The sequence below is a fragment of the Arthrobacter sp. CAN_A2 genome (assembly GCF_015752045.1).
Classification (GTDB): domain Bacteria; phylum Actinomycetota; class Actinomycetes; order Actinomycetales; family Micrococcaceae; genus Arthrobacter_D.
This window is the reverse complement of sequence record NZ_JADOUS010000003.1, coordinates 1-12076: the sequence shown is the minus strand read 5'-3', so window position 1 is coordinate 12076 and position 12076 is coordinate 1. Positions and strand designations below refer to the sequence as shown.

General features: G+C 71.6%; 9 protein-coding genes. 1 reads left to right on the top strand and 8 read right to left on the bottom strand.

Annotated features, from left to right (window positions below; genetic code table 11):
- Positions 1-34: 34 nt before the first annotated feature.
- From IWX63_RS04460 to IWX63_RS04430, 7 genes are all read right to left on the bottom strand, one after another.
- Positions 35-1282, bottom strand: coding sequence for a M23 family metallopeptidase (locus IWX63_RS04460; RefSeq protein ID WP_199276968.1), 1248 nt, complete (start codon positions 1280-1282; stop codon positions 35-37).
- 689 nt (positions 1283-1971) lie between these two features.
- Entirely contained in the window at positions 1972-3024 is a 1053-nt protein-coding gene (locus IWX63_RS04455; RefSeq protein WP_334685638.1) for a siderophore-interacting protein, read from the bottom strand.
- A complete protein-coding gene (locus IWX63_RS04450) occupies positions 3021-3959 on the bottom strand; it encodes an ABC transporter ATP-binding protein (protein WP_199277225.1) in 939 nt (312 codons plus the stop codon). Before IWX63_RS04450 ends, IWX63_RS04455 begins: the two co-directional genes overlap by 4 nt.
- Positions 3960-3961: 2 nt before the next feature.
- A complete protein-coding gene (locus tag IWX63_RS04445; protein ID WP_199276967.1) occupies positions 3962-5002 on the bottom strand; it encodes a FecCD family ABC transporter permease in 1041 nt (346 codons plus the stop codon).
- 29 nt (positions 5003-5031) lie between these two features.
- Positions 5032-6090, bottom strand: coding sequence for a FecCD family ABC transporter permease (locus IWX63_RS04440; RefSeq protein WP_199276966.1), 1059 nt, complete (start codon positions 6088-6090; stop codon positions 5032-5034).
- 132 nt (positions 6091-6222) lie between these two features.
- The gene (locus IWX63_RS04435) at positions 6223-7233 is read right to left on the bottom strand and encodes a glutathione S-transferase family protein (RefSeq protein ID WP_199276965.1); all 1011 of its coding nucleotides are present in this window, start codon (positions 7231-7233) and stop codon (positions 6223-6225) included.
- A gap of 83 nt (positions 7234-7316) precedes the next feature.
- The gene (locus IWX63_RS04430) at positions 7317-8408 is read right to left on the bottom strand and encodes a YihY/virulence factor BrkB family protein (RefSeq protein WP_334685637.1); all 1092 of its coding nucleotides are present in this window, start codon (positions 8406-8408) and stop codon (positions 7317-7319) included.
- Between the two features lie 145 nt (positions 8409-8553).
- Between IWX63_RS04430 and IWX63_RS04425 the strand changes: the two genes are divergently transcribed.
- Complete coding sequence (locus tag IWX63_RS04425; RefSeq protein ID WP_199276964.1) at positions 8554-9636, top strand: NAD-dependent epimerase/dehydratase family protein; 1083 nt, start codon at positions 8554-8556, stop codon at positions 9634-9636.
- A gap of 11 nt (positions 9637-9647) precedes the next feature.
- Here the strand turns inward: IWX63_RS04425 and IWX63_RS04420 are convergent, their stop codons facing one another.
- Positions 9648-11663, bottom strand: coding sequence for a sensor histidine kinase (locus tag IWX63_RS04420; RefSeq protein WP_199276963.1), 2016 nt, complete (start codon positions 11661-11663; stop codon positions 9648-9650).
- Positions 11664-12076 lie beyond the last annotated feature (413 nt).

Sequence of the window (12076 nt, the reverse complement as noted above, 5' to 3'; positions counted from 1 at the left end):
TCACCGCTGCCGCTGGCTCCGGAGCGGGCCCGCGCTACAGCCAGGGCTGCGGGTCCACCTTCTCGTCATTGATCAGGACCTCGAAGTGGAGGTGGCATCCGGTCGAGTTACCGGAGCTGCCGACGGCGCCGACCACCTGACCGCGCTGCACCGTCGCCCCCGCGGGAGCGTCGAGGGCGCCCAGGTGGTTGTAGGTGGTCGTGGATCCGTCGCCGTGGTCGATCACGATGCGATGGCCGCCACCGTACGCGTGCCACCCGGAGTCGACGACGGTCCCGGCGTCGGCCGCCAGGACGGGGGTGCCGCACGCGCTGGCGTAGTCCTGCCCCGTGTGGAGCTCCGAACCGTAGCCGCTCACAGGGTCGACGCGGTATCCGAAGGTCGAGGCCACGACGGGGTGGTCCACCGGACCGCCGAAGGCCTTGCGCTCCGCCAGCGCGGGTGACAGCGGCGCACTGAGCGCCCGCGAGCGGGCCACGCCCGGCGCGATGCCCTCCGTGGCAGGGCCGGCGCTCTCGAGGCCGAAGGTGACCGTGGCTCCTGCCGGTGCCGTGACGGCGGGCGCCACCCCGGACGCGAGGGCGACGCCGCTGGTCCGGTCGGTCCGGTCAGCCGTGGCAGGCGCGGAGGGTGCGACGGCCCCCACGAGCAGGCCGGCCGAGGCGAGCACGAGGCCCGCCGTGGCCGCGCTGTCCCGCAGCCGTCCGAGCGGTGTCCGACGTCCGGCGGTCGGTTGTGCGGTCGTGCGGACCGTCTCCGCGCCGCGTCCGCCGCGCTGCTGCGACCCGGCCGCCGCGTCCTGCCGGCGGATGATTCGGCGGCTCGGCAGGACCGGGCCGGCCGGGGTTCTCGCGGGCGTCACCAGTGTCGCGGATGCGACCGGTGACGCGGGGGCCGAGGGTGCCGCGGCGGCGGATGACGCCGCCTCCCGGACGGCCTCCTCGTGCTCGCGCAGTCCTCGGCGGGTCAGGCGCGCCTCGGCGGCTGCGACGGCGTCGTGGCAGGTGCCGAACGGCGCAGCGGGGTGCGCGCCCGCAGCCGTGGCGTCGGCCATCGCGGCCGACGGCGTGAACGGGATGGTGGCTTCGGTCGGCGGTGCGTAAGGGGCGATGGACCCCCCGAGGCCGATCACGGAAGGCGAGGCGTCCGCCTGGCGGCGCCGGCCGCGGAGCGTGCGCCGGCTCGGTAGGGGCGCCTGGGCAGAACGGCGCGGTGCGGGATGCTGACGGGGAGCACGGGCATCGGACGCACGACGGCGCCCGGACGGTACCGTCTGGGTCAACTGCTTACCTCTCTCATAGCGCCTGCGAAGTCATGGGTCGGGCTCGAGCAGGAGTCGACGCGGCCCCCTCGGCGCGGCTCCGGACAACGGTGGGACCGCGGAGCGGAATCACGCTGTGCCGAGGGCTCCACCCGAGGCGGCAGATGCCGCCGCAGTGCGGGCGCTCCACCCGCGTCACAGGTGGTGGACGGTCCGCTGGCAGGGTCAGGCGTGAGGACCTGGATTCGGCGACACCGGCTTCTTCCGCTCGAACTGTAGGACACTTCACCCGAAGTTACAATTCCGTTACATAAGCTGTGGATTGCCCCTGCCCCGATGGTGGTGACCCGTGACTTCCTGCGGAGAAATGCGGCTACCTGCGGAGAACCTGAGGAGCTATCGATCGGACCCGGACAGCGTCGTCCCCCGATCAGGGGCCTGCTGGGGTCGCGGCCGATCCGCCGTACTGGAGTGTCACGTCCCGGCCCCGGCCGATCCCGGCGGGGGTGCTGATGACGTAGGTCAGCGGCATCGGGTCGGCCGTGCGGGGCGTCCTGTCGTGACGGTCGATGCCGGGCCTGAGGGGGGGGGGTCGATGACCTCGATCGATGCAGGAGACGCCGGGCAGGGGGTCACTCCCGGCGGTCCACCGTGCTGTGCCCGGGGAAACAGCCGACGGGGCACTGCGCCGCGCTTCCCTCCAGCCGGGGTCAGGACAGCTCCGCGCGCCCCTTGCGCCAGTAGCCCATGAACGCCACCTGCTTCCGGTCCACGCCGACGTCACGCACGAGGTAGCGGCGCAGGCTGCGCACCACCGCCGCCTCGCCCGCGATCCAGGCGTAGAAGGGCTGGGTGCCCGGAGGCCGCTCCGGGTTGACCGACGACTGCACGATGGCCGTTTCCAACCGCTGCGGCGTCTCCCAGAGGATGGTCCTGTCGACGTCGACGTCCTCCGGCTCGCTCCCGCCGCGTGCCGCGGACCGGCCGGACAGGGAGACCCAGCCGGGAACGCGCACCGCGTCCCGGACCGCCGTCTCCAGCTGCTCACCATGCGCCCGGCCGTTCCGGGCCAGCCAGGTGACCTGCACGGAGGACTGCGACCGGATGGGCCGGATGTCCTGCTCGTCCGGCACCTCGAGGAACGCGTGTCCGCCGACGCCCTCGGGGAGAGCCTCGAGGATGGCGCTGATGGCGGGCACGGCGGTCTCGTCCCCGGCGAGGAGGACATGCTGCGCGAGGCCCGGGCTCCACTCGATCCCACCGTAGGCACCCGCCGTCCGGCACCGGGCCGCGGAGGCGTTCGGTCCGATGATGCAGACCCTGTCCCCGGGCCGTGCCGCCGCGGCCCATTCCGCGGCGGGGCCGCCCCGACCGTGCGCGTCGAGGTGCAGCACGAAGTCGACGTCGATCTCGGGGCGGGGGCCGCTGCAGCGCGACTCCCGGACCGTGTAGGTGCGCATGGAGCCGCGGTCCGCGGCGTCCAGGCCGAGCCACCGCTGGAACCAGCCCGAGGCGTCGCCGCCGCCCATCATCGCCGCGATGTCGGGGCAGGCGCGGCCCTCGGAGGGGATGACGATCTTGATCCGCAGGTCGAGGGTGTCCCCCGCCACGCCGAACCCCGCCAGGCACGCGCCGCCGAAGGTGATGCGGCGAAAGGTCGCGGAGAGATCCTGCACGGCCGTGACCACGACGTCGAACGCCAGCACCATCGGCTCGGTGTCCGCGGTCGTCCGCCGTGCGCTGCGCTGGGTCACGTCGGTCATGATGCTGCCTCCAGGCGGGCAGGACCGGTGTCCCGCGGATCGGATCGGTGGCCCCCCACCGGCGCGGACACCGAGGGGGGAGTCGGTCCTGCGGCCTGCGCCCCTTCGGCTGCTGCACCCCGACCGTGGTGCCGGCCGACCGGGACCACCATCGGGGTCCCGGAGACCGGGTCGGTGATGACGCGGCACTCCAGGTTGAACACGCCGGAGACGGTGTCCTCCGTGACCACGTCCGACGGCGCACCCTCGGCCACGATCCTGCCGTCCCGCATGGCGATCAGGTGATCCGCGTAGCGTGCGGCGAGGTTGAGGTCGTGGAGCACCATGACCACCGTGGTCCCCGCTCTCCGGTTGAGGTCGGTGATGAGGTCGAGCACCTCGACCTGGTGGGTGACATCGAGGAACGTGGTCGGCTCGTCGAGCAGCAGGATGTCCGTCTGCTGGGCGAGGGCCATCGCGATCCAGACGCGCTGGCGCTGCCCGCCGCTGAGCTCGTCGACGGAGCGGTCGGCGAGGGCGAGGGTGTCGGTGGCCTCGAGCGCATCCGCGACGGCGTCGTCGTCCTGCGGCGTCCACTGGCGGAACCAGCCCTGGTGCGGGTACCTGCCGCGGCCCACGAGGTCGGCGACGCTGATGCCCTCGGGCGCGAGCGGGGTCTGCGGGAGGAGGCCGAGGGTGCGGGCGACGGCCTTGGTGGACTGCGTGGCGATGTCCGAGCCGTTGAGCAGCACGGTGCCGCCGGCAGGCCTGAGCAGGCGTGCCAGTCCCCGTAGCAGCGTCGACTTGCCGCACGCGTTCGCGCCGACGATCACCGTCACCTTCCCTGCGGGCAGTATGACGTCGAGGCCGTCGACCACGGTGCGGTCGTCGTAGGCGAGCGTGAGCCCTGCGGCGGACAGCGTGACCGCCGTCGTCGGGTTCCTGGTTCCTTGCATCATCAGCCTCCCTGGCCTGATCGGTTCGCCGTGGCGAGCAGCCACAGCAGGAACGGTGCGCCGAGCGCTCCGGTCACGACGCCGACGGGCAGCGACGTGCCGGGAACGAGGTTGGCGGCCACGAAATCGGCGCCGAGCACGATCGCCGCACCCACGAGGGCCGCCATGGCCAGCGACGGCCGGTTGCCGAGCAGGCGGCGGGCGATCGGCCCCGACAGGAAGGCGACGGCGGCGACAGGTCCTGCCGCGGCGGTCGCGACGGCGGCGAGGGCCACCCCGGTGGACATGAGCCCGAGGCGGGACGCCTCGACGCGGAGGCCGAGGCCCGCGGCGGCGTCGTCGCCCAGTTCGAGGCCCCGCAGTCCGCGGGCGAGCACCGCGGCGGCGGGCAGCAGGACGGCGAGGCACGCGGCCAGTATCGTCGCGCGGTCCCAGGTGCTGGAGTTCAGCGAGCCGTTGAGCCAGAGCACCGCGGCCGACGCCGTCCGGAGATCCGTGCGCGTGATGAGGAAGCTCACGAGCGCATGCATGACCGCCGCGAAGCCGATGCCGACGAGGATCAGGCGGTAGCCCGCCACGCCGCCGCGGTGCGAGATCAGGTAGATGGCCGCTGCGACGACCATCGCGCCGACGAGGGCGGAGAAGGACACCGCGGCGCCGGCCGCGCCGAAGAGGACGATCGCGGTCACGGCGGACGCGCTGGCGCCGTAGCTGATGCCGATGATGTCGGGGCTCGCGAGCGGGTTCCGCAGCATGGTCTGGAACACGGCGCCCGCGATCCCGAAGGCTATGCCGATGAGGAGCCCGATCACTGCACGGGGCAGCTTGTTCTCCAGCACGATGAAGCCGGCGCCCGGGATGTCGGCACCGCCGAGGATGCGGAAGAAGTCCGGGATGGTGACCGTATAGGAGCCGAGCAGGACGTTCACGGCGAACAGCACCACGACGACGCCGGCCAGCGCGGCGAGGCGGCTGCCGGTGCTCCGGCGGCGGCGGGTCCGCGCGGCGGCGAGGCCCCCGCCGGGACCGTCCGCACGCGGCATCCGGGGAAGCGTGCGGTCCGGGGACGCGCTCACAGCTGCGCCATGCCGCGTCGGCGCACGAGCCAGACGAAGACCGGCGCGCCGAGGACGGCGGTCATGATGCCCACCTGCACCTCGCCCGGCGGCAGGATGACCCGGCCCACGATGTCCGCCCCGAGGAGCAGCACGGGCCCCAGCAGCGCGGAGAAGGGCAGGATCCACCGGTAGTCGGAGCCCACCACGATCCGCACCAGGTGCGGGATGATGAGTCCCACGAAGGCGATCGGCCCGGCGGCGGCCACGGCGGCACCGCACAGCAGCACCACGCCGACCGCGGTGACGGCACGGGCCAGGGGGACGTTCTGGCCGAGCCCGCGCGCCACGTCGTCGCCCAGCGCCAGGGAGTTGAGGACCCTGCCCGTGGCAAGGGTCAGCGCGAGGCCCGCCACGAGGAAGGGCGCCACCGCACCGATGACGTCCCAGCCACGGCCGGCGAGCGTGCCGACCTGCCAGAACCGGAAGGCGTCGAGGGTCTCCTGGCTGGAGACGAGGACGGCGTTGGTGAGGCTCGCGAGGCCGGCGGCCAGGGCCGCGCCGGCGAGTGCCAGCTTGACCGGCGTCGCGCCGTCCCTTCCGAGGCTGGCCACGGCGTAGACGGCGACGGCCGCGGCGCCGGCACCCGCGAAGGCGAACCAGAGATAGCCGGCGGCGCTGCCGAGGCCGAACAGGTAGATGCCGACGACCACGGCGAGGGACGCACCGGCATTGATGCCGAGGATGCCGGGGTCCGCCAGCGGATTGCGGGCGATGCCCTGCAGCGCGGCTCCCGCGGTGGCAAGCGCTGCCCCGACGAGCAGCCCGACGACGGTACGCGGCACGCGGGAGAGGACGACGGCGTGGTCGCCGTCCGCCGGGTCGAAGGACGTCACCGCGTCGAGCACGGTCGGGACGCTGACGGAGCGGGCGCCGATGGTGAGCGAGGCGAGGCAGAACAGTGCGAGGACCAGGGCCGCGAGGAACAGCTTCGCGAGGGTCCTCGCACGGGCGGACCGGTGGAGGGAGTCCGGGGAGGCACGGGCCGGGCGCAGGGCAGAGGCCTGGACTGCCATGTGCCTCCCTCAGCCGGACGATCGTTCTGAGGTAAGGCTAACCTAGGCTCCAGCGAATTAGGAAACGGGTTTGTTCCCTAATGCGGTACGGACCGGGACTGCCACGGACAGGCCGCGGCAGTCCCGATCAGGTCATGCGGTGGCCGGCGGCGTCCCGTTGCCGAAGGGCCGTCCGCCGAGTGCCTCGCGGCCGTGGGCGGTGGTCCACCCGGTGAGGTCCGGCCCCTTCGGGACGATCCCGGTGGGATTGATGTCCTCGTGGACGATGTAGTAGTGCTGCTTGATCTGCTCGAAGTCGACGGTGTCCCCGAACCCCGGCGTCTGGAAGAGGTCGCGCGCATAGGCCCACAGCGCGGGCATCTCCGTCAGCTTGGACCGGTTGCACTTGAAGTGGCCGTGGTACACGGGGTCGAAGCGGACGAGCGTGGTGAACAGGCGGACATCCGCCTCGGTGATGGTGTCGCCCACGAGGAAGCGCTGGCCGGTCAGCCGCTCCTCGAGCCAGTCCAGGGCGGTGAAGAGGCGATCGTAGGCGGCGTCGTAGGCATCCTGCGACCCCGCGAAGCCGCAGCGGTAGACCCCGTTGTTGACTTCCGTGAAGACCCGCCTGTTCACGGTGTCGATCTCCTCGCGGAGGTGTTCCGGATAGAGGTCCGGGGCTCCCTCGCGGTGGAACTCCTTCCACTCGCCGGAGAAGTCCAGGGTGATCTGCGGGAAGTTGTTCGTCACGACAGCTCCGGTGGTGGTGTCCACGACGGCCGGCACGGTGATGCCGCGCGAGTAGTTCGGGTCCCGCTTGAAGAAGGCTTCCTGCAGGCGCTCGATGCCGAGCACCGGGTCCCGGCCGTCGGGGTCGAGGTCGAAGGTCCAGGACCGGCTGTCGTGCGTGGGGCCGGGGGTGCCCAGCGAGATGGCGTCCTCCAGTCCGAGGAGCCTCCGCACGATGATGGCGCGGTTCGCCCAGGGGCAGGCGCGGGCCGCGACGAGGCGGTACCGGCCGGCCTCGACGGGGTAGCCGTCGGCGGCGTCGCGCGTGATCCGCGTCTCGATGTACTGGGTGTCGCGGGTGAACTCCTCGCCGGAGGTCACATAGGCCCCTTTGGTGCTGTGCTCGGACGGCTCGGCCTGCTGTGTGTCGGTCATGCTGCCAGTCTAGGACCGCGGACACGCCGGAGGCCCGGCCGTGTGCACGACCGGGCCTCCGCAGGGTGGTTCCGGGGCGTCCCTCAGTTCTTCGCGGACTCGCGTCCGTACTTCTCGCGGAGCTCGCGGCCCTCGCGGACGAGCTTGAGGTGCTTCTCGCTCTTCTTCTCGGCGGCCTTGGTGTCGCGCGGGGGAAGCTGGATGGTCTCCTCCGCCTCGATCCCGCCCTGCAGCTGGCGGCCGCGCTCCATCTCGGCGTCGAACTCGACGCCGAACAGCAGTGAGATGTTGGCCAGCCAGATCCACAGCAGCAGGACGATGACGCCGGCGATGGCACCGTACGTCGCGTTGTAGTTGCCGAAGTTGGCGACGTAGAGGGAGAACGCCGCCGTGGTGATCGCGAGGACCAGCAGGGCGATGAACCCGCCGAGGCTCATCCAGCGGAACTTGGGCTGCTTGATGTTCGGGGCGCCGTAGTACAGGACGGCGATCATCAGGACGGCGAAGAGAACCATGATGGGCCACTTGACGATGTTCCAGATGAGCAGGGCGGTGCTCCCCAAGCCGATGGTGTTGCCGATGGCCTCCGCGACCGGGCCCGACAGCACGAGCATGAGGCCCATGGCGACGATCAGGACGAGCACGATCACGGTGATGAGCAGCATCTGCGGGCGCAGCTTGAAGAACGACCGCCCCTCCTCGACCTCGTAGATGCGATTCATGGCGCGGGAGAACGCGTTCACGAAGCCGGAGGCCGACCAGATCGCACCGAGAAGGCCGATGACGAACGTCAGGCCGGCGGCCTGGTTCGAGGCGAGGTTCGTGATGATGGGCTTGATGGTGTCCAGGGCCTCCTTGGGCGCGAACTGCCCGATGACCCCCATGACCTGGTCGGTGGTGGCCTGCGCCTGCCCGAAGAGCCCGAGGAGCGACATCAGGGCGAGGATGCCGGGGAAGATCGCGAGGACGGCGTAGTACGTCAGCGCCGCGGCGAGGTCGGTGCACTGGTCCTTGCCGAACTCGCTGACGGAGCGCTTGAACACGTACTTCCAGGCCGGCTTCTTGACGTCCTTCGGATCGTCCGGCTTGCGGGGATCGTTCGGATCAGGCGCGTTCTGGGCCTTCTGGCCTGCTGCGCTGCGAGGCTCGGCCCCCACTCGGCTGTTGCTGCTCACGGATACCTCCCGGTCTGGCCCCGCACACGGTATGGGGCGCTTTATCGGCTATGCGTCTACTCCAACTGCACCATAAGCTTGCTTAGTAGTCCAGTTCGACCCGGCACATGCCCGTGCCCCTACGACCACCAGGCCAGGAGCAGCAATGCGCATTGCAGTCATCGGCGCCACCGGAAACGTCGGCACCGCGGTTCTCGCCCGGCTCCACCGCGCCGCCGGGGACCGCGCCACGACCCGGCGACCGGGCGTCGACGCGTCCGGCGACCCGACGGGCCTCTCGATCACCGCCGTCGCGCGCACCATCCCGGACACAGGCCGGTTCCCGTACGCGGGCGTCGACTGGCACGCCCTCGACGTCGGCACCGACGAGGGCCGGGACGCCCTGGCCACGGCACTGTCCGGCGTGGACGCCGTCGTACACCTGGCCTGGGCCATCCAGCCCAACCGGGACGAGGAAGCCATGCACCGGACCAACGTGACTGGCACCGCGAATGCGTTGCGGGCGGCCGCCGCCGCCGGCGTGCGCCAGTTCGTCTGCGCCTCCTCCGTCGCCGCCTACTCCTCCTCGGACAAGGCCACGCGCCGGGACGAGTCCTGGCCGACCGGCGGCATCCAGTCCTCCCACTACAGCCGGCACAAGGCCGAACAGGAGCGGCTGCTGGACGGGTTCGAGCGGGACCACCCGGGGATCGCCGTGGCGCGCCTGCGGCCGGGGCTGATCTTCCAGGACCAGGCCGGGAGCGAGATCGGCCGGTACTTTCTGGGCCCGATCGTGCCGAAGATCGTGCTCGGGGGCCTGCCGCTCCCGCTGCTGCCCGTCCCGGACTCCTTCATCTTCCAGGCGGTGCATGCGGAGGACGTGGCCGATGCCTACTGGCGCGTGGTGGCGCGGCGTGCCTCGGGCGCCTTCAACATCGCGGCCGAGCCGGAACTCACGCCCGGACGCGTGGCCGACCTGCTGGGCGCGCGGCGTGTCATCGGCCTGCCCGTCCGTGTGCTCCGCCTACTCGTCGGCGTGAGCTGGGCGTTGGGCCTCCAGCGGACGGATCCGGGCTGGATCGACCTGGCCGCCGGGAGTCCCGTCATGGACACCACGCGGGCGCGCACCGAGCTGGGGTGGGAGCCGCGCCATTCCTCGAGGGACACCCTCGCCGAGGTCCTGGCGGGGCTCCGCCACGGCGCCGGCCACAGCGGCTCCCCGAAGCTGTACCCCCGCTCAGGATCCTGACCGGGAGGGCCTCAGGGCGTGGACACCCGCGGAGCCTCGGCGGCGCCGACCAGCGGGACGCCCTCCGGCAGCTGATCCGGCTCCCCGGGGAGGGTGACCGTGAATTCGGCGCCGCCCCCCTCGACGTTGCGGACCCTGATCGACCCGCCATGGCTCTCGGCGATCCGCCGGCAGATGGCCAGGCCCAGACCGGTACCGGTTGCCTGACCCAGCCCGTTCTCGGAGCGGTGGAACTCCTCGAACACGCGCTCGAGGTCCCCTCCCGGGATGCCGATGCCGTTGTCGCGAACGTGCACCTCGGTCCTGCCGCTGGAGGCGTCCGTCGAGGTGTAGACGGTGACCTCGCCCGAGCCGTCGGTGCGCCCGTACTTCATGGCGTTGCCCACGAGGTTCTCCATGAGCTGCAGGAAGAGCCGCTCGTCGGCGTACACCAGGTGCTGCGCGCGGACCTCGAAGCGCACCTCGGGCAGCTGCGTCCCGGGCAGCGCGGTCCGCAGGTCGATGATGCCCTCCACCACGCGGCCGACGTCGATCCTCGAGGCGGTCAGCTTCTCCTCCTTCGCCAGGCTGTAGGCGAGGAGGTTGCGGATGAGGTTCCTCATGCGGAGGCTTGCCTGCTGCAGTCGTTCGATGCTGGCCTTCCGTTCGGAGGGCGGCAGATCGGGGTCCTCGAGCATCTCGAGCCACCCGTCGAAGACCGTCAGGGGTGTCAGGAGATCGTGGGCGACGACGGACGCGAACCGCCCGAGGTCCCGCTGGTACGCACGCTCGTCGGTCACGTTCCGCATCACGACGAGCGCCCCGCGCCCGCCGGGCAGCGGCATCGCGTCGACGGAGAGGTGCACCAGTTCGCCCGACCGGTGCATGAGGTCCAGGTCCATCCGCTCCGTCACCCAGCCCCGGAGGGCGAGGGTCAGCGGGTTGTCGTCCGTCTCCAGCCGCGCCCCGTCGGGACGGGTGACTTCGTACTCCTGCGGCCACACCTCACCGGGGCGGGCCGTCCCTGGTCCCAGCCACCGCTCGCTCGTGGCGTTCTGGAAGATCAGACGACGGTCCGGTCCCGCGACGAGCACGCCGTCGTTCATGCGGCCGATCACGAGGTCGCGCAGGTCCGCCGCCGCCTTCGCCTCGGCGGTCGCGCGGTACAGGCGGTCGATGAGGCGGCGCCGCTCGTCCATGCTGAGCGCCAGGACGGCGGAGAGCGAGAAGGCGATGAACATGAAGGACTGTGCGACATAGGCGCCCTCGACCGGCGCCAGGTCCTGGAACGGACCGAGGCCGGCCAGGGTGAAGAAGATGAGGAATCCCCCACTCACCAGTCCGTGCACCATGGCCCAGCCGGTGCGCAACCGGAGCCCGGCCCACATGTTGGCCGGGAGGGTGATGTAGGCGATGGGCAGGGCGGAAGCCGCCCCGAAGGTCGCGACGTAGAGCAGCACCGACAGCACGGCGAGGAGGGCATATTCGGCGCGCCGGGCAACGGTGAGTGGTGGCGGGAACTCACCGGCGGCGCGGGCCGCGATGCTCGCCGCGGCGACGATGCCGAGGGATCCGATCGCCGTGAGCGACACCGCATGGCGGACCAGCCACGGGATGAAGGACGCGAACGGATCGGATCCGCCCTCGAGCGCGACGCCGAGGACGATGACCAGGGCGCCGACGGAACAGGCGCCGAGCGCCACCAGACCGAGGCGGAGATAGTCCCCCACGGTCCGCACGGCCACGGACGGCACCAGCTGCCGGAAGAAGAAGACGGCCACCGCGGTCTGGACCATGCTCCCGAACGCGACCGCCAACGCCAGGTGAGGGCTGAGGCCGGTGGCCAGGTTCACGGTGGTCAGCAGCGGCACGGTGGCGACGAGGGCGACGGCGAGATCGCGCCGGGTGCGCGCGGCCCACAGCCCCCAGAGGAAATTGATCCCTGCCGCTGGCCAGACCAACGCGAGGCTGGAGGATTCGAAGGTCGTGAAGCGTCCGAGGAGAGCGGCCACCACGAGCATCACGGCGAACGCCGCATGCACAGCCATGGGTGACATTCGTGTCAGTCCCCCAGCGACCGTCCGCATCCGCCCCTTGCCCATCCCATGTCGTACCCGAATCCAGTGTCCCGCGGTCGAGACCAGACCTCGCGGAGGTGGCCGGAAAAGAGCCACCGACACTCAGTTTACTTGCTACCTCCCCCATCATGCCCGCTCCCGCGCCCGCGGACGAGCCCGGCGGCGGGCGCGCCGCAGTTCACGACCAGGCTCCCGACGTCACCGATGCCGTCGCCACGGAGGAGCTGACGGGTACCGGCGGTCGATCCTGGCGAGAGGGCCAGGACCGACCGCTACCGACGGGGGCGCCTAGGGCGTGTCTCCTAACCGTTTGAGCCAGAGGGTAATCGCGCGTAGTACGGCGCCGCCGCGGTAGGTGAGGGCGAGTTTGTCGTAGCGGGTCG

What these genes read in the sequence shown, in the direction of transcription:
- IWX63_RS04455 (WP_334685638.1), bottom strand. Translation starts at nt 3,024, where the DNA reads ATGACCGACGTGACCCAGCGCAGCGCACGGCGGACGACCGCGGACACC.
- IWX63_RS04450 (WP_199277225.1), bottom strand. Translation starts at nt 3,959, where the DNA reads ATGCAAGGAACCAGGAACCCGACGACGGCGGTCACGCTGTCCGCCGCA.
- IWX63_RS04445 (WP_199276967.1), bottom strand. Translation starts at nt 5,002, where the DNA reads ATGCCGCGTGCGGACGGTCCCGGCGGGGGCCTCGCCGCCGCGCGGACC.
- IWX63_RS04440 (WP_199276966.1), bottom strand. Translation starts at nt 6,090, where the DNA reads ATGGCAGTCCAGGCCTCTGCCCTGCGCCCGGCCCGTGCCTCCCCGGAC.
- IWX63_RS04435 (WP_199276965.1), bottom strand. Translation starts at nt 7,233, where the DNA reads ATGACCGACACACAGCAGGCCGAGCCGTCCGAGCACAGCACCAAAGGG.
- IWX63_RS04425 (WP_199276964.1), top strand. Translation starts at nt 8,554, where the DNA reads ATGCGCATTGCAGTCATCGGCGCCACCGGAAACGTCGGCACCGCGGTT.
- IWX63_RS04420 (WP_199276963.1), bottom strand. Translation starts at nt 11,663, where the DNA reads ATGGCTGTGCATGCGGCGTTCGCCGTGATGCTCGTGGTGGCCGCTCTC.